At 72.5% G+C, this 16,627-nt stretch carries 14 protein-coding genes; 9 read left to right on the top strand and 5 right to left on the bottom strand.

What is annotated here, in order from left to right; all coding sequences use genetic code 11:
- Window positions 1-22: 22 nt before the first annotated feature.
- Genes AB0K73_RS19850 through AB0K73_RS19840 form a run of 3 tightly spaced genes read right to left on the bottom strand, consistent with a single transcriptional unit; the run spans window position 23 to window position 2,813 of the window.
- Window positions 23-685, bottom strand: coding sequence for a uridine kinase (locus AB0K73_RS19850; protein WP_360519142.1), 663 nt, complete (start codon window positions 683-685; stop codon window positions 23-25).
- Window positions 685-1,779, bottom strand: coding sequence for a M24 family metallopeptidase (locus AB0K73_RS19845; protein WP_360519027.1), 1,095 nt, complete (start codon window positions 1,777-1,779; stop codon window positions 685-687). Before AB0K73_RS19845 ends, AB0K73_RS19850 begins: the two co-directional genes overlap by 1 nt.
- Window positions 1,776-2,813, bottom strand: a complete 1,038-nt coding sequence (locus AB0K73_RS19840) for a LacI family DNA-binding transcriptional regulator (protein WP_360519024.1) — start codon at window positions 2,811-2,813, stop codon at window positions 1,776-1,778. Before AB0K73_RS19840 ends, AB0K73_RS19845 begins: the two co-directional genes overlap by 4 nt.
- Window positions 2,814-3,034: 221 nt before the next feature.
- Here AB0K73_RS19840 and AB0K73_RS19835 point away from each other — a divergent pair, with 221 nt between their 5' ends.
- Genes AB0K73_RS19835 through AB0K73_RS19815 form a run of 5 tightly spaced genes read left to right on the top strand, consistent with a single transcriptional unit; the run spans window position 3,035 to window position 8,699 of the window.
- Window positions 3,035-3,991 (top strand): NAD(P)-dependent oxidoreductase, encoded by a 957-nt coding sequence (locus tag AB0K73_RS19835; RefSeq protein WP_360519021.1) that lies wholly within the window; start codon window positions 3,035-3,037, stop codon window positions 3,989-3,991.
- Window positions 3,988-4,938 (top strand): 5-dehydro-4-deoxyglucarate dehydratase, encoded by a 951-nt coding sequence (locus AB0K73_RS19830; RefSeq protein ID WP_360519018.1) that lies wholly within the window; start codon window positions 3,988-3,990, stop codon window positions 4,936-4,938. Before AB0K73_RS19835 ends, AB0K73_RS19830 begins: the two co-directional genes overlap by 4 nt.
- Entirely contained in the window at window positions 4,935-6,047 is a 1,113-nt protein-coding gene (locus tag AB0K73_RS19825) for a mandelate racemase/muconate lactonizing enzyme family protein (protein ID WP_360519015.1), read from the top strand. The genes AB0K73_RS19830 and AB0K73_RS19825 overlap by 4 nt, the downstream gene beginning before the upstream one ends.
- The gene (locus AB0K73_RS19820; RefSeq protein ID WP_360519012.1) at window positions 6,044-7,516 is read left to right on the top strand and encodes an aldehyde dehydrogenase (NADP(+)); all 1,473 of its coding nucleotides are present in this window, start codon (window positions 6,044-6,046) and stop codon (window positions 7,514-7,516) included. Before AB0K73_RS19825 ends, AB0K73_RS19820 begins: the two co-directional genes overlap by 4 nt.
- 25 nt (window positions 7,517-7,541) lie before the next feature.
- The gene (locus tag AB0K73_RS19815; RefSeq protein WP_360519009.1) at window positions 7,542-8,699 is read left to right on the top strand and encodes an MFS transporter; all 1,158 of its coding nucleotides are present in this window, start codon (window positions 7,542-7,544) and stop codon (window positions 8,697-8,699) included.
- A 147-nt stretch (window positions 8,700-8,846) separates the two neighbouring features.
- On the opposite strand, the gene AB0K73_RS19810 is transcribed toward AB0K73_RS19815, so the two are convergent.
- The gene (locus AB0K73_RS19810; protein WP_360519006.1) at window positions 8,847-10,172 is read right to left on the bottom strand and encodes a Gfo/Idh/MocA family oxidoreductase; all 1,326 of its coding nucleotides are present in this window, start codon (window positions 10,170-10,172) and stop codon (window positions 8,847-8,849) included.
- Between the two features lie 218 nt (window positions 10,173-10,390).
- On the opposite strand from AB0K73_RS19810, the gene AB0K73_RS19805 reads away from it, so the two are divergent.
- From AB0K73_RS19805 to AB0K73_RS19790, 4 genes are all read left to right on the top strand, one after another.
- Window positions 10,391-11,443 carry a LacI family DNA-binding transcriptional regulator gene (locus AB0K73_RS19805; protein ID WP_360519003.1) on the top strand — a complete coding sequence of 351 codons (1,053 nt, stop codon included), beginning with the start codon at window positions 10,391-10,393 and terminating at the stop codon, window positions 11,441-11,443.
- Window positions 11,444-11,873: 430 nt separating this feature from the next.
- Window positions 11,874-13,118: a Gfo/Idh/MocA family oxidoreductase gene (locus tag AB0K73_RS19800; protein WP_360519139.1), complete on the top strand. Its 1,245-nt coding sequence runs from the start codon at window positions 11,874-11,876 to the stop codon at window positions 13,116-13,118.
- A 1-nt stretch (window position 13,119) separates the two neighbouring features.
- Window positions 13,120-14,373, top strand: coding sequence for a DUF993 family protein (locus tag AB0K73_RS19795; protein WP_360519000.1), 1,254 nt, complete (start codon window positions 13,120-13,122; stop codon window positions 14,371-14,373).
- A complete protein-coding gene (locus AB0K73_RS19790) occupies window positions 14,370-15,248 on the top strand; it encodes a sugar phosphate isomerase/epimerase family protein (RefSeq protein ID WP_360518997.1) in 879 nt (292 codons plus the stop codon). The genes AB0K73_RS19795 and AB0K73_RS19790 overlap by 4 nt, the downstream gene beginning before the upstream one ends.
- A 36-nt stretch (window positions 15,249-15,284) precedes the next feature.
- Here AB0K73_RS19790 and AB0K73_RS19785 read toward each other — a convergent pair whose 3' ends face one another.
- The gene (locus AB0K73_RS19785; protein ID WP_360518994.1) at window positions 15,285-16,613 is read right to left on the bottom strand and encodes a DUF1254 domain-containing protein; all 1,329 of its coding nucleotides are present in this window, start codon (window positions 16,611-16,613) and stop codon (window positions 15,285-15,287) included.
- Window positions 16,614-16,627: the final 14 nt, after the last annotated feature.

Genomic DNA, 16,627 nt, shown 5'->3' with positions numbered 1-16,627 from the left:
TCCAGCCTACACGCTCGGCAGATCAGGCGGCCGGTTCCAGCACCCGCGGACGAAGCGGATCGTCGTGTTCCACGACGATCGACGCCCGAGTGCGGGGCGACTCCTCCGCGAGATAGCGGCGACACGCCGCCATGTACCGCGACGCGTACGCGATTTCGGCCGCCTCGCGACCTCCGAGATGCTCGGCATCGCGGTCGATCCCCCGCCGCTCGGCCCGGTCGATCGAGCTCTCGAGGTAGACGACCTCATCCCAGTACCGGCGCAGCTCGCCGCGCTGCACGAACGTCGCCGCGAAGAGCACGATCGCGTCGGCCGGCGCCGTGGCGAACTCGCGCACCACCTCGTCGGTGACGAGATCGTGGACCCGCACCGCGTACTCCCGCGATCCCCCCGGCCCGAGCGGCCGGAGCGCGAGGTCGCGAAGCGAGTCGAAGTCGTAGGCGTCCTCGTAGTAGCCGAGCGCAGACTCCCGCCCCTGCCGGTAGCGGATCGCTCGGACGTGGTGGAATCCGTCGGAGTCGAGGAGGATCGCCGGTCGACCGTGGGCGCGGATGCGTTCGGCCAGCTCCTCGGCGAAGGTGCTCTTGCCGGCGCCGCAGACGCCGTCGAGCCCGACTCGCAGCGGATGACCCGGGTCGCGGTCGCAGAGGAGGCGAGCCACGGCGTCGAGCACGGACGATCGCATCACGTCACCAGCGTATCGGCGGCGAGCTCGATGGGCCGCTCCAGCCCCCCGACCCGCACCGTGGGCCACCGTGGGTCCGCGGTGAGCACCTCGAGACCGTCGGGCCCGATCATCACCGTGTCCTCGACCTTGGCGCCCGGCGCCGTCGGGTTCCACGCGAAGGCCTGCCCGGCCTGCACGACGTCGCCGATGCCGGGGATCGCGCGCGGGTCACGCCCGGCGTAGCCGGCCGCGCCGCCCTGGTGGTGGCGGCGCCACTCGTCGGGGTCGAATCCGTGCCGCGCGTACGCCGCGATGCCCGCCGCGAACACGTCGGCGAGCGTCGCGTCGGGGCGGATGGCCTCGAAGTACGCCACCTCGACGTCGAGGATCCGCCGCGAGGCATCCACTTCCGCGGGGTCGGCGGCGCCGAACCGCACCCACCGCGTCGCGTTCGCGATGAGGCCGTGCCGCCGTCCGCAGGCCACGAGCATGGCCCGATTGCCGAGTGGCGCGAGGGTGGGCAGCGGATGCCGGTAGCCGAGCCTCGATCGCCCGGCCACGAGCGTCACCAGCGGGTCGATTCCGTGAGCGGCGAGCGAACCCGCGAGGCGTGCGGCCACGTCGCGCTCGGAATCGTGCGGGCGGGACGCCGTCGCGGCATCCGTCAGCACCTCGGCGACCTCGCGGCAGAGCGCTCGGTACCGGGCGAGTTCTCCGGGCAGGAGCGAGGCACGTGCCGCCCGGAGGTCGGCCGCGGCGTCCGCCTCGTCGAGTTCGGCGAGGCCCTCGGGCACGAGCGGCTCGTGCCACGGCACGCGCACGAGGTCGACTCCGGATGCCGCGTCACCGAGCTCCTCGGCCAGCAGGCGGTCGGCTTCGTTCGCGAACACCCGCAGCTCGTCGCCGTCGCGGCGCACCACGACCGCCACGACGGGGTCGGCGGCGAGCGAGACGTGCGTGCGGGCGCCGTCCAGGTACCAGGCGACGGCCGTGTGCGAGCGCAGCACGATCGAGCCGGCGCCACGGCGGTCGAGGAGCTCGAGCATGCGCTCGCGCTTGCGAGCGCGGTCGGTCGCGACCGGCCCCAGCGACTCGGAGACGGTCAGGGTCAAGGGTTCGTCCTCTCGACGACGGGGCCGGCGGGCGGAGCGGTGCTCTCCCGCGCCTCGAGACGGGGGCGGTACAGCACGGTGTGCTCGATGGGGCCGCCGGCGATCAGCGTGCGCAGCCGCGCCCACACCTGGGCGCCGAGCTCGCCGCGCGGCACCGAGAGGCTCGTGAGCCGCGGCAGCGCGAACCGTGCCATCGGCACGTCGTCGAACCCGGCCACCGAGAGGTCGCCGGGAACGTGGACGCCGAGCTCGCGCAGGCGGGTCATGAGGCCGAGGGCCGCGAGGTCGTTGTAGGCGATGACCGCCGTCGCGCCGCGCTCACGGGCGGCGAGCACGGTGTCGGCGGCCTCGTAGCCGTCGTCGAGCCGTGAACCGCCGGGCAGCACCTCGATCTGCACGTCGGGATGGGCGGCGAGGGCTTCGTCGACGCCGCGCACCCGTTCGGCGTTCGAGGCGCTCGCGGTCGGTCCGCCCAGGTACGCGAGCCGCCGATGCCCGAGCGCGTGCAGGTGGTCGACGAGGTCGCGGATGCCGCGCACGTAGTCGACCCCGACGATGGGCACGTCAGCGCCCGGCAGCTGTCGATTCACGACCACGACGGGCGCGACGCGGTCGACGACGCGTCGCAGCTGCGCCTCGGGCATGCGGGGGGCGCACAGCACGAGCGCGTCGCAGCGATGACGCGCCTCGAGCGCGATCGCCTCCTCCTCGTCGACGCGCTCGGCCGTGTCGGCGACGAGCACGCGGTATCCGTCGGCCGCCGCGGCGAGGCTGAGCCCCTGCAGGATGCCCTGGAAGAGCGGGTTGCCGAGATCGGGCACGACCATGGCGATGGTGTCGTTGCGGCCGTGCACGAGGCTGCGGGCGGCGGCGCTCGGAGCGTAGCCGAGTGCGGCGATGGAGGCCTGCACGCGACGCACGATGGCGGGGTCGACGGTCTGCTTGCCGTTCAGCACCCGCGACACCGACGCCTGCGAGACGCCCGCGTGCGCGGCCACGTCGGCGATGGTCACGCCCCGGCTTCGCTCGCCCATGCCCACCCCTCTCGTGCCGCGCCCAGTGACGGCCTTCTCGTTCCCGTTCGGATGCCCGGTGCTCGCCCGCGAGGCGGGAAACCGGTTCCTCAGTCTAGTCGCCGAGTTGCCGACGACCTCGGACATCGCTTAGGCTGCAGTCGAGAAAGCGGTTTCTCAGCACGCGGTGAACGCAGCCGCGATCACCGGCCGCATCGCGGCCCCAGGGGCAAGGAGCGTGGATGCGGGTCGTCGTCACGGGGTCGTCGGGCCGGCTCGGCCGAACGCTCAGCACCGGGCTCGCGGCATCCGGGCACTCCGTCGTCGGCGCCGATCGCACCCCCATGGGCCTTCCCGGCATCGAGGAGCGGGAGATCGACCTGCTCGACGAGCACGCGGCCGAGGCGCTCGTCGACGACGTGCGCCCCGACGCCCTGGTGCATCTGGCCGGCATCGCCGTGCCCTTCAGCGCCCCCGAGTCGCAGATCCTCCTGACCAACGCGGCACTCGCCCACTCCGTGCTCGCCGCAGCGGCCCGAGCCGAGGTGGCGCGCGTGCTCGTCGCCAGCAGCCCGACGGTGATCGGCTACGGCAGCCCCGAGTGGCGTGCGAGCGCGGTGCCGATCGACGAGACGCACCCGCGCGAGCCTTCGAACGCCTATGGGCTGTCGAAGCTCCTCATCGAGGAGACGGTGCGCATGTTCTCGCGCACCGCCGCGGGGGCGTACGGCTTCTTCCGGCCCTGCTACGTCGTCTCGCCCGAGGAGTGGGCGGGCGCACCGACCCAGCAGGGCCACACCATGCGCGAGCGTCTCGACGATCCCGCTTTGGCCGCCGTGAGCCTCTTCAACTATCTCGACGCCCGCGACGCGTCCGCCTTCGCCGACGCCTGGCTCGCCGCCCCGCCCGAGGTCGTCGACGGCGAGGGGTTCTTCGTCGGAGCCGCCGATGCACTCGCGCGACGGCCGGTCGCGGAGCTCTGGCGCGAGCTCGTGCCCGGCCTCGGTCCCGGCGCAGACCGACTCACCGGGACGCGACCCGTCTTCTCGATCGAGAAGGCCGCCGAACGGCTCGGCTGGCGCCCCGAGCGCAGCTGGCGCACCGAACTCGTCGCGGCCGATGCATCCGTCGACACCGAGGCGTCCGTCGACGCCCCCACCGCCGTGCTCACGCCGAACACCGAAACGAGGACCGCATGACCGCACCCACCCGCCGCCTCGACTTCGACGGCGTGCTCTTCTTCCCCGTCACGCCGTTCACGGCGGGCGGCGCCGTGAACCTCGACGTGCTCGCCGAGCACGTCACGAGCCGACTGCCGTTCGCGCCGGGCGGCATCTTCCCCGCGTGCGGCACGGGCGAGTTCCACGCGCTCTCGGCCGGCGAGGCCCTCGACGTCGTGCGCGCAACCGTGCAGGCCGTCGACGGGCGCGTCCCCGTGATCGCCGGCGCCGGCGGCCCGCTCGGCCACGCGATCGAGCTCGCCCGCGGCGCGGCCGAAGCCGGCGCCGACGGCCTGCTGCTCCTGCCGCCCTACCTCGTGTCGGGCACCACTGCAGGGCTCGTGGCCTGGGTCGAGGCCGTGGCAGAGGCATCCGACCTGCCCGTCATCGTCTACCACCGCGGCACCGCCCGGTACACGCCCGACGCGATCACCCGGCTCGCCGAGAACCCGAAGGTCGTCGGCTTCAAGGACGGCGCCGGCGACATCGGCCTCGCGCAGGAGATCGTGCTCGCCGCGGGCGCCAGCGGCCGCGAGCTGCTGTTCTTCAACGGCCTGCTCACCGCCGAGCTCAGCCAGGGCGCCTACCGCGGCATCGGCATCCCGCTGTACTCGTCGGCGGCGTTCGCGATGATCCCCGAGCTCGCGGCACTGCACTACCGCGCCTACGTCGACGGCGACGAGGGCACGCGGATGTCGCTCCTGCGCGAGTTCTACACGCCACTCGTGCGGCTCCGCGACGAGACCCCGGGCTTCGGCGTGTCGCTCATCAAGGCGGGCCTTCGGCTGCGGGGGCTCGACGTGGGCTCGGTGCGTCCGCCGCTCGTCGATCCCACGCCGGAGCAGGAGTCGCGGCTCGCCGCGATCCTCGAGACCGGGCTCGCGCTCGCCGAGCGGCACGCGCCGGCAGGGGCATCCGCCCGGTGACCGCGACCATCGCTCGCCTCGCGACGCGACCGATCCGCGTGCCGCTGCGTCGGCCGTGGGGACCCGACGTGCGCGCCCTGTCGCTCGTCGAGGTCGTCGTCGAGGACTCCGACGGCGCGACGGGATACGGCTTCTCGTGGACGCCGTCGATCGGCGCCGCGGCCGTGCAGGCGCACCTCGACCACGACATCCGCCGGTTCGCGCTCGGGCGCGCCGCCGACGCATCCGCCCTCTGGCAGCCGCTCTGGGAGCACCTGCACGAGGGCGGCGGCGGGGGCATCACCACCATCGCCATGGCCGGCCTCGACCTCGCGCTCTGGGACCTCGCGGTCCGTCGCGCCGGCGTCGGCATCACCGACCACCTCGGACGTCATCACGACTCCGCGATCGTCTACGGCAGCGGCGTCAACCTGCACTACCCGCTCGACGAGCTCGTCGCCCAGGCCGAGCGCTGGGTCGCCGCGGGCTTCGACGCGGTGAAGGTCAAGGTCGGCAGCCCGGACGTCGCGCGCGACGTCGAACGCATCGCCGCCGTGCGGCAGGTCATCGGACCCGACCGGCGGCTGATGATCGACGCGAACCAGCGCTGGAGCCTCGAGCAGGCCGAGCGTGCGATCGGCGAACTCGCGCGGTTCGACCCGGCCTGGATCGAAGAGCCGCTGCGCGCCGACCACCTCGCCGCGCACGTCGAGCTGCGTCGCCGCATCGACCTGCCCGTCGCGCTCGGCGAGAACCTGTACACCCGTTACCGCTTCGCCGAGTTCATCGAGGCCGGCGTCGTCGATATCGTGCAGCCGAACATCGTGCGCGTCGGCGGCATCACGCCGTTCCTGCGGATCGCCGAGCTCGCCGCCGAGCGCGGGGTCGCGCTCGCGCCGCACCTGCTGCTCGAGCTCTCCGCCCAAGTCGCGCTCGCGCTGCCCGGCGAGCACCTCGTCGAGTCCGTCGAGGATGCGTCGTTCGAGGCGCTCGGCGCGCTCGCCGAGCCGTCGCCCGTGGCGGTCGACGGCGCCCGCGTGCGCACCACTGGGCAGAATGGTCTCGGCATCCGCTTCGACGAACCCCGAGCGGATGCCGCGGCATCCGCCGAACCGATGGAGGAACGATGACCGACACCGCCGTGACCGCCACGACTCCGACGACCGCCGCCGAGCTCGACGAGATCGCGGCGGCCGCCCGCCGCGCGTTCGCGGTGACGGTCGCCTCGACCGCCGCGGAGCGCGCCGACTGGCTCCGCGCCGTCGCCGACGCTCTCGACGCGGCCCGCGACGAACTGGTGGCGATCGCCGACGAGGAGACGCATCTCGGCACCACGCGACTCAACGGCGAGGTCGCCCGCACGACGGCGCAGCTGCGACTGTTCGCCGACGCGATCCTCGAGGGCTCCTACCTCGAGGCCACGATCGACCGGCCAGACCCGTCGACGACCCCGCCGCGCCCCGACCTGCGCCGCATGCTCCGCCCGCTCGGTCCCGTCGCGGTCTTCGGCGCATCGAACTTCCCGTTCGCGTTCTCGGTCGCGGGCGGTGACACCGCGTCGGCGCTCGCCGCCGGGTGCCCGGTGGTCGTCAAGGGGCATTCGGCGCACGCCCGGCTGTCGCAGCGCACCGCCGAGGTCGTGGCCGCCGCGCTCGCGAACGCCGGCGCGCCCGACGGCATCTTCGCGCATGTCATCGGCAGGGAGACCGGCGTGGCGCTCGTGCAGCACCCCGAGATCCGCGCCGTCGGCTTCACGGGCTCGCTGCGCGGCGGTCGCGCGCTGTTCGACCTCGCCCAGTGCCGGCCCGACCCGATCCCCTTCTACGGCGAGCTCAGCGCCGTGAACCCCGTGCTCATCACCCCGGCGGCGCTCGAGGCCCGCGCCGACGAGCTCGCCGCAGGCCTCGTCGGATCGTTCACGCTCGGCGCCGGGCAGTTCTGCACCAATCCCGGCGTCGTGCTGGTGCCCGCGGGTTCGGGCTTCGCCGAGCGCGTCGGCGGGGCGATGGCAGCGGCATCCGCCGTGCCCATGCTGACCGACGGCATCGCCTCGGCCTTCGCCGACGGCATCGCAGGACTCGCGGCGCACGCGGATGTCGAGGTGGTCGCCGGTGATCCCGGACAGCAGCGCGGAACCGGCGCACCCGTGGTGCTGCGCACCACGACCGCCGCCGTGCTCGCCGACCCCGGTGCCCTCCTCCACGAGTGCTTCGGCCCGTCGACCCTGGTGGTCGAGTACCCGGATGTCGCGGACGCGCTCGCCGCCGTGCGTGCCGTGGGCGGCAGCCTCACCGCCACCGTGCACGCGCAGCCCGGGGAGGACCTCGCGCCGATCGTCGAGGTGCTCACCGAGGTCGCCGGCCGCGTGCTCTTCGCGGGATGGCCCACGGGTGTCGCGGTGAGCTGGGCGCAGCAGCACGGCGGGCCGTGGCCGTCGACCACGTCGATCCACACCTCGGTCGGCGTCACGGCGATGCGCCGGTTCCTGCGGCCGGTGGCGTACCAGGACGCCCCGGATGCCGCCCTGCCGGCCGAACTGCGTGACGAGAACGTGCACGGCATCCCTCGCCGCATCGACGGGGTGCTGACCCTCCCGTGATCCCGATCCGGCCGGACGCCAGCCGGTGACGGCGGCCCGCTACCTCACCGCTGCGACTCCCCTGCGACTCGCCGTGGGCGGCCTGACCGTCGCCCTCCCGATCCTCGCGGTCGAGGAGCTCGGCGACATCGCTCTCGGCGGCGCGCTGGCCGCGGCGTGTCTCGCGCCGAGTATCGTCGCGGCGCCGATCGTGGGGGCCGCGCTCGACCGCACGAGGCATCCGCGCCTGCTGATCGCGCTCGCCGGAGCCATCACGACCATCGGCATCGCCGTCGCCGCGTTCCTCGGTCCGCTGTCGCCGCTCGTGGTGACGGTCGCCGTGGTGCTCGCGGGATCGGTGACGCCGTTCTTCATGGGCGGATTGTCCAGCTTCGCCACCGAGGAGGTCGAGGACGAGCACCGCGCCTACGCCATCGACTCGCTCGCCTACAACCTGGGATCGATCGGCGGGCCCGCCATCGTGGCCGCCACGGCCGCGTTCGGCTCGGCGCGCCTCGCGATGCTGGCGATGGCGGCGACCGCCGGCATCGGCAGCGTGGCGGTGGCCATGACGCGCCTGCGCCCGCTCGCCACGCCCGTTGCGGGTCTCTGGCGATCGATGGCCGACGGCCTTCGGCACATCGCCGGGCACCGCCCGATCGCCGTCGTCACGGCCTCGGGCGCGGTCAGCCAGCTCGGCGCGGGCGGGCTCGCCGTTGCAGCGGTTGCCCTCACGACGACCCGAATCGGCAGCCCCGACCAGGGCGCGCTCATCGTCACGGCGTTCGCCGTGGGCGGTCTCGTCGGCGCGTTCCTCATCTCGGTGCGTGCCGTGCGGCTGCGGCCCGAGGTCATCATGGGCGTCGGGTTCGCCTGCACCGGCGTGCTGACCGTCGCCGCCGCGGCCGACCTCGGGCTCGTCTGGACCACCATCGCGATCGGGTTGTCGGGCCTGTTCACGGCGCCGAGCACGGCCGCGATGCTGCTCCTCCGCAAGCAGCAGAGCCCGCCGGAACTGCGTTCGCAGGTCTTCACCGTCGGGGCCGGACTGCGCGCGACGACCGGGGCGATCGGAGCCGGCCTCGCCGGCATCGGCGCCGCGCTCGGCGGCGAGGTCCTCATCGCGGCCATCGGCGCCATCTGGATCCTCTCCGGACTGATGATGTTCGCGTACCCTCGGTCGACGGAGCTCCTCGACCGCTGAGCCGCCGCGCGTCGGCATCCGCCGACTGCACCGCGATCACAGGAGATCGAGAGATCTGCAGGGAGCCTTCTCACATTCGACCCTGCAATCTGGCCCATCTCCTGGAAATCCCCCGGTGGCAGGTGCTCCGGCCGCGCCGTCCGGCCCTCAGATCCCGAGTTCGAGCTCGGCGATGCGCACGGGCAGCCCCGTCTCGAGCGACCGGTTGCCGGCGATGCCCACGGCCACCGCCTTCACGCCGTCGGCGTAGCCGGCCACGCGGCCGAGCGGCGCGTCATCCGTCACCCGGTTGAAGAGGTGCTCGAGCAGGTAGGCGTCGCCGCCGCCGTGGCTGCCGATGCCGTCGGGGATCTCGACGACCTGCGCGCCCTCCCAGTGCCGCTGCAGCACGAGCCGCTCGGAGTCGGGGCGCACCTCGTCGATGGGCGAGTCGTCGGGGTGCATGCTCGGGTCGACCACGATCCGGCCGTCGTCGCCGATGAGCACGGCGCCGCGCTCGACGACCTCGAGCTCGGCGCGGCCTTCGGTGCCGTTCACGGTGACGCGATAGCCCTCCCACGGCGCGTGCGCGTTGAGCGAGTAGCTCATCGTGACGCCCGTGTCGTAGTCGACGAGGGCGGCGAGATTGTCCTCGATGGTGATGTCGGGGTCGAAGACGTCGCGGTCGCGGAGGTACCCGTCGTGGTGCTCCTGGTCGAGGTAGAGCTCCTTCATGCGCGGCTCCGAGGCGAGGTCGAGCGCGAACGGGTCGCCGGTGGCGCCGGTGCCGCGCCCGGGGCGCTCGCCGAGGCCGCGCGCCGCCGCGTTCTCTGCGCCGTAGAAGCGCAGGCCGCCGCTCGCGAACACGCGCATCGGCGTGGCCTGGATCCACCAGTTCACGAGGTCGAAGTGGTGCGACGCCTTGTGGATGAACAGGCCCCCCGACTTCGACTTGTCGCGGTGCCAGCGACGGAAGTAGTCGGCGCCGTGCACGGTGTCGAGCGCCCATTCGAAGTGCACGCTCGTGATCGTGCCGATGCGGCCCTCGGCGATGACCCGGCGCAGCGCGGAGTTGCGCGGGCTGTACCGGTAGTTGAACGTGGTGATGACCTCGCGACCGGTCTCGGCGATGGCCGCGCCGATGCGGCGCACGCTCTCGGCATCGATGGTCAGCGGCTTCTCCACCACGACGTCGGCACCGGCGCGCAGCGATCGCACCACGAAGTCGGCGTGCGTGAAGTCGGGCGTCGTCACGATCACGCGGTCGAGGCGCTGCTCGCCGATCATGCGCTCGAGGTCCTCGGGCAGGTAGCGCACGGGCGCCGGATGCCCCGCCGCGACCACGTCGCGCTCGTACACGTCGAGGCGGCCCGGGTTGACGTCACTCCACGCCACGAGCTGCGCGACATCCGCGTGGGGACCCGAGAGTGCCTCCACGTACATGCCGGCGCGACTGCCCGTACCGATGAGTCCGTATCGTTCCTGCTGCGCCATCGCGTGTGCTCCACTCGGGTGTCGTCCTGGCGAGAAAACGCTTCCCCAGATCCGCTCGGCATGTGCGAGACTGGTCGGGAAAACCGCTGAGAAAGCGCTATCTCGGGTCGAAGTCATTTCTACCAGCACCATGGGCCGACGGCCAAACCTCACGGGTCGAGCGGCGACGCGCGCGGTAGAGTCGAGGCGCCCGAGGGGCGCGGAATGCAGGAGGACGGATGACCGACAGCGGCGTCGACACCGGCCGGAACATGCCCGCGACACTGCATGACGTCGCGCGCGAGGCCGGCGTGTCGTTGGCCACGGCGTCGCGCTCGCTGAACGGCAGCACGCGCCGGGTCAACGACGAGTATCGCAAGCGCGTGCTCGAGGCCGCGGCGCGGCTGGACTACTCCCCCAACCTCTCGGCCCAGGCGGTGGCGCGGGGCACGACCACCACCGTTGCCCTGCTGGTCGCCGACATCGCCGACCCGTACTTCTCGTCGATCGCCGCCGGCGTGGTCGCAGAGGCCGACACCGAGCACCTCATCGTCACGATGGCCGCCACCGAACGCGACCCCGAGCGCGAGCTCGAACTCGTGCGCACCCTGCGCGGACAGCGGCCGCGCGTCATGATCCTCGCGGGCTCGCGTCCGGTGACCGATCCCACCGAGGGCGCCCTCGCCGAGGAGCTCCGCGCCTACGAGCGCTCGGGTGGTCGCGTCGTGCTGATCAGCCGCAATGAGCTCGACCTGCGCACGGTGCTCGTCGACAACCGGGGCGGCGCCGAGGCACTCGCCCGCGCACTCGTCGGCGTCGGCTACCGCCGCTTCGCCGTCATCACGGGCGCCGAGGGACTGCGCACGGCCGCCGACCGGGTCGACGGATTCCGCGACGGCCTTATCGCGACGGGCGGCGAGCTGCGCGACGACGACGTGATCCGCGACGCGTTCACGCGCGACGGCGGCTACAGCGGCATGCAGACGCTCCTCGAGCGCGGACTCGACGGCGTGGAGCTCGTGTTCGCCGCGAACGACGTCATGGCGGTCGGCGCGCTGTCGGCGATCCGCGACGCGGGCCTGGTGCCCGGAGCGGATGTCGCGGTCGCCGGCTTCGACGACATCCCCACCGTGCGCGACGTGACGCCGGCCCTCACCACGGTGCGCATGCCGCTCGAGGAGCTCGGCCGTCGTGCGCTGCGACTCGCGCTCAGCGATGCGGATGCCCCAGACGAGGGCGTCGTGCAGACCGAGGTCGTGCTCCGCGAGTCCACGCCGGGCCTCCCCCGCTGACCCCCGCGGGCTGAGACCACCCGCCCGCGGCCGCAACCCGTCGCCCCGCGGCATCCGCTCACCCGCGTCTCCCGTCGCCCCGCGGCATCCGCCCGCCTGCACCGGCACCTGCAGCTGCACCGAACGGCGGATATACGATCCGCCACGCCGTCGAATCGGCGGAGGAGCCGGCGTGCCCGATCGTATATCCGCAGAAATGAGCAGAACGGCGTACTGGAGGCTCCGGATGCCGCGGGGTGGTGTTGCACGATCCGCGGGTCTGCCCTATGCTCGGGTAAACGCTTTCCCGCAGCGGTGCGGCGACTCCGCCACCCGCTCCCGGCTCGAACAGGAATCCACCGTGGCAGAGCAGTCCACCACCCAGACCAACGCGCCCGAGGCCAGCCAGGCCGGGGCACCCGCAACCGCTCCGAAGACCCTCGGCATCATCATGAACGGCGTCTCGGGCCGCATGGGCTATCGGCAGCACCTCGTGCGCTCGATCCTCGCGATCCGCGAGCAGGGCGGCGTGGAGCTCGCCGACGGCACCCGGGTGCAGGTCGAGCCGATCCTCGTCGGCCGCAACGAGCAGAAGCTCGCCGAGCTCGCCGCCAGGCACGGGCTCGAGCACTACACGACCAACCTCGACGAGGCGCTCGCCGACGATCGCTGGCAGGTCTACGCCGACTTCCTCGTGACGAAGGCCCGGGCGTCGGCCATCCGCAAGGCCATCGCGGCCGGCAAGGCGATCTACACCGAGAAGCCCACCGCCGAGAGCTTCGAGGAGGCACTCGAGCTCGCGCGCCTCGCGACCGAGGCGGGCGTGAAGAACGGCGTCGTGCACGACAAGCTCTACCTGCCGGGATTCCAGAAGCTCAAGCGACTCATCGACTCGGGCTTCTTCGGTCGCATCCTCAGCGTCCGCGGCGAGTTCGGCTACTGGGTGTTCGAGGGCGATTGGCAGCCTGCCCAGCGTCCGAGCTGGAACTACCGCGCCGAAGACGGCGGCGGCATCGTCGTCGACATGTTCCCGCACTGGAGCTACGTGCTCGAGAACCTCTTCGGCCGCGTCGAGTCGGTGTACGCGAGAGCGGTCACCGAGATCCCCGAACGCGTCGACGAGCAGGGCCGTCCGTACGGCGCAACCGCCGACGACGCCGCCTATGCGATCTTCGAGCTCGAGGGCGGCGTGATCGCGCAGCTCAACTCGAGCTGGACCACGCGCGTGAACCGCGACGAGCTCGTCGAGTTCCAGGTCGACGGCACGCACGGCTCGGCCGTCGTGGGCCTGTTCGGCTGCAAGATCCAGCCGCGCAACGCCACGCCGAAGCCCGTCTGGAACCCCGACCTCGCCGACGCGCACGACTACGCGGGCGACTGGATCGAGTCGCCCGGCAATCGCGACTTCGAGAACGGCTTCAAGACGCAGTGGGAGGAGTTCATCCGCCACGTCGTCGAGGACGCTCCCAACCGCTTCGACTTCCTCGCCGGCGCCCGCGGGGTGCTCCTTGCCGAGCAGGGCCTCGCGTCGAGCCGAGAGGGTCGCCGCATCGAGCTGCCCGAGGTCTCCCTGGCGACGGATGCCGCGAGCCCGACGGATGCCGCGAGTCCGACGGATGCCGCGAGCCCCACGGATGCCGCGAGCACGACGGATGCCGCCGCTGAGCCCGCTCCCGAGCTCACCGGGACCCGCTGACATGACCGGCCTCACGCTCATCGACGACCGGGGCACCGCGCGTTCCGTGCCCCTCGCGGAGGCGCCGGACTTCGCGAAGCCGCGGCATCCGCTCACCAGTCGCGTCGCCTACGCCGCCGCGCACGTGGTGCCGAAGGCGCACGCCGACAACACGCCGGGACAGCCGGCCGACCCCGACTGGGACGCGACCCTCGCATTCCGCCACCACGTCTGGTCGTGGGGCCTCGGCGTCGCCGATGCCATGGACACCGCGCAACGCAACATGGGCCTCGACGCCGTCGCGACGCGCGAGCTCATCTCCCGCGTCGCCGTCGAGGCGGCGTCCGCGGGTGGCGACCTCGTCGTCGGCGTGAATACGGACCACGTCGACGACGAGACCATCTCCCTCGAACAGGTCATCGACGCCTACAAGGTGCAGCTGCACCACGCGGAGGACGCGGGTGCGGGCGTCGTGCTCATGGCCAGCCGGCACCTGGCGCGCGCGGCGAGCAACGCCGACGACTACCGCCGTGTCTACCGCGAGGTGCTCGCGGCGGCGGGCGCGCCCGTCATCCTGCACTGGCTCGGACCGGCGTTCGACCCGTCACTCGCGGGCTACTTCGGCTCGCACGACACGGATGCCGCGTCCACGACGCTGCTGCAGGTCATCGAGGCCAACCGCGACACCGTGCAGGGCGTGAAGATGAGCCTGCTCGACGCCGACGCCGAGATCGCCGTGCGCCGGAAGCTCCCCCGCTCGGCGCGCATGTTCACCGGCGACGACTATCACTACGTGGGCCTCATCGAGGGTGACGAGCAGGGGCATTCCGATGCACTGCTCGGCGCGTTCGCCGCCCTCGCGCCCAACGCCTCCGCGGCCATCCAGGCGCTCGACCGCAGCGACACGGCGGCCTATCGCGACATCCTCGGCCCGACCGAGGTGCTTTCGCAGCAGGTCTTCGCCGCGCCGACGTACTACTACAAGACGGGCGTTGCCTTCCTGTCCTGGCTGAACGGCCATCAGCCGGCGTTCCAGATGGTCGGCGGGCTGCACGCCGCACGCAGCCTGCCGCACCTCTCGCGCATCGTGGAGCTCGCGAACCGTTCGGGCGCGCTCGAGCGCCCCGAGCTCGCCGCGGCCCGCTGGCACTCGCTGCTCACGATCAACGGCATCGATGTCGCGGGCGCGCCGGCCGAGGCTTCCGACGCCTCCGAATCCGCCGCGCCGGCCGCGGCATCCGATCCCGTCGCCGACGACCTGGAGGTCCTCGCATGACCACGCACCCGCGACTCTCGATGAACCAGGCGACGATCAAGACCGCGTCGCTCGAGGAGGCACTGCGCGCGGTGCAGGCGGGCGGGTACGAGTCCATCGGCCTGTGGCGCGAGCCCGTGCAGGAGGTCGGCCTCGCCGAGGCGGCCCGTCGCCTCGGCGACTCGGGCCTACGCCTCTCGACGCTGTGCCGAGGCGGCTTCTTCACCATGACCGAAGGCCCCGAGCGACGCGCCGCGATCGACGACAACCGCCGCGCGATCGAGGAGACCGCGACGCTCGCCGCGGCCGGCGCCCCAGGGTCGGCCGCCGTGTACGTGCTCGTGGCAGGCGGCATCCCCGAGGGCACCACCGACCTCGTCGGCGCACGTGCCCGCACGGCCGACGCCATTGCGGAGCTCGCGCCCGAGGCGCACGCGGCCGGCGTCACGCTGGCGATCGAGCCGCTGCACCCCATGTACGCCTCCGACCGCGCGGTCGTCTCCACCCTGAAGCAGGCGCTCGACCTCGCCGATCCGTTCGACCCGGCGGTCGTGGGCGTCACGGTCGACACGTTCCACACCTGGTGGGACCCCGAGGTGCTGCCGCAGATCGCGCGCGCCGGGGCAACCGGTCGCATCGCGACCTACCAGGTGTGCGACTGGATGACGCCGCTGCCCGCCGACGTGCTGCTCGGCCGGCACCAGCCGGGCGACGGCATCATCGACTTCGCGGCGCTCACCAGCGCCGTCGAGGCCGCCGGGTACACAGGCGACATCGAGGTGGAGATCTTCAACCAGGAGATCTGGGATGCCCCCTGGGCCGACGTGGTGACCCGCACCGCCGAGGCGTTCGACCGCGTGGTGAGCCCGCACCTCGCGGCATCCGTCACCGCCTGATCGCAGGCCGTCGCGCGGTCGCGCGCGGCCGCCCCGTCAGCCGATGCGCGTGATCGGCGGCATCGCGTACGACCCGTCGAGCATCGCCTCGCGCGGCTGGTAGACGCGCAGCATCGGCCGGAAGTCGCCCTCGGGCGTCGGCAACCAGTTCGCCGCGGCCGTCTCGTCATCAGGGCGCTCGTGCTGCATGCGGATGACGAGCGAGCCGTCGTCGCCCGTGACGATGCCGGGCGTGCGGTCACCGATCGAGTACCGCGCGATGGGATTCGCGACGAGGTAGTACTCGGGCATCGAGTACATCGTGATCGACCAGAACGCGTCGGCCGGCGGCAGCTCGGTGAGGCGCAGCTCGTAGGCGCGCGAGCCGTTGAGCTGCTCGCCGTCGGCGTCGACGTAGATGCCCGCGTAGTACGCCTCGTAGCCGTGGTTGCCCCACAGCCCATTGCGGGCGGAGGCGGCGCGCACCTCGTAGCCGGTCTCGCGCTCGGCGATCTTCCACTCGGGCGTGTCGATCGTTCCGAGTTCGAGGTGGTCGATGTTGTAGTCGAAGCCATGCGGCATGCCCTGCCACCCGTTCACCTCGTCGCCCATGTTCTCGCGGGCGAGTTCCTCGACGCGATTGCGGCCGGCGGCGAAGGCGTGCTCGAGGTGTTCGTCGAGTTCGCGCGACACGACGCCGTACGGGTTGCCGGGGTCGGTGAGGCCGTACTGGGCGAACCGAGCCAGGTACTCGCGGTCGGCCTCCGATGGCGGGAACGCCTGGCTCCACTGGCGCAGCAGGTCCCAGAACCGCAAGTGCTCGCTGATGCCGGATGCCGCGTGCGGAATGCCGCGCAGCGCACCGTTGCCGTCGAGCGGGGTGAGCGTCAACTGCTCCTGCAGGGCGCGCACGCGCGGCATGTCATCGTCGCCGTCGACGGCGAGCCGGCCGACGATCGTCGCGATGTCGGTGGGCGATTCGATGACCCGCGTGCCCTCCGGTGCGTCACCCGACCATCCGGCCGGCGTGATGAGGAAGCTGCCCTCGGCCGTGCCGGTGGCGCGTCGGCCGACGTAGGCGAAGTTGTTCGTCCAGGTGTCGACGAACTGCAGCACGGAGTAGGCGCCGCCGGTGTCGGGCACGTGCAGGAGGAGGGGTCCGCCCGAGAGGTCGAGCTGGGCGATCGAGTAGATGGTGTCATTGTTGACGCTCACGAACGGCTCATCGGGCGACCCGAGCGTCGGACCGTGAGCGAACGCGTTGAACCCGCCTGCGGGCAGCGAACCCATGCCGTTCGCCGCGATCGCCTGCAATGACGACACGTTGTACACGAGTGGATAGCCGAACACGTAGGCGTCGACGAGATGACGCTCGGTCCAATCCATGGAACCTCCCCGTT

This window comes from Agromyces sp. NPDC052230 (assembly GCF_040679595.1).
GTDB lineage: Bacteria > Actinomycetota > Actinomycetes > Actinomycetales > Microbacteriaceae > Agromyces.
This window is presented reverse-complemented; position numbering and strand designations above follow the sequence as displayed.

Excerpts from the sequence above, each read along its gene's own strand:
- AB0K73_RS19850 (WP_360519142.1), bottom strand. The coding sequence starts at position 685 with ATGCGATCGTCCGTGCTCGACGCCGTGGCTCGCCTCCTCTGCGACCGC.
- AB0K73_RS19840 (WP_360519024.1), bottom strand. The coding sequence starts at position 2,813 with ATGGGCGAGCGAAGCCGGGGCGTGACCATCGCCGACGTGGCCGCGCAC.
- AB0K73_RS19835 (WP_360519021.1), top strand. The coding sequence starts at position 3,035 with ATGCGGGTCGTCGTCACGGGGTCGTCGGGCCGGCTCGGCCGAACGCTC.
- AB0K73_RS19830 (WP_360519018.1), top strand. The coding sequence starts at position 3,988 with ATGACCGCACCCACCCGCCGCCTCGACTTCGACGGCGTGCTCTTCTTC.
- AB0K73_RS19820 (WP_360519012.1), top strand. The coding sequence starts at position 6,044 with ATGACCGACACCGCCGTGACCGCCACGACTCCGACGACCGCCGCCGAG.
- AB0K73_RS19810 (WP_360519006.1), bottom strand. The coding sequence starts at position 10,172 with ATGGCGCAGCAGGAACGATACGGACTCATCGGTACGGGCAGTCGCGCC.
- AB0K73_RS19805 (WP_360519003.1), top strand. The coding sequence starts at position 10,391 with ATGACCGACAGCGGCGTCGACACCGGCCGGAACATGCCCGCGACACTG.
- AB0K73_RS19800 (WP_360519139.1), top strand. The coding sequence starts at position 11,874 with ATGAACGGCGTCTCGGGCCGCATGGGCTATCGGCAGCACCTCGTGCGC.
- AB0K73_RS19795 (WP_360519000.1), top strand. The coding sequence starts at position 13,120 with ATGACCGGCCTCACGCTCATCGACGACCGGGGCACCGCGCGTTCCGTG.
- AB0K73_RS19790 (WP_360518997.1), top strand. The coding sequence starts at position 14,370 with ATGACCACGCACCCGCGACTCTCGATGAACCAGGCGACGATCAAGACC.
- AB0K73_RS19785 (WP_360518994.1), bottom strand. The coding sequence starts at position 16,613 with ATGGATTGGACCGAGCGTCATCTCGTCGACGCCTACGTGTTCGGCTAT.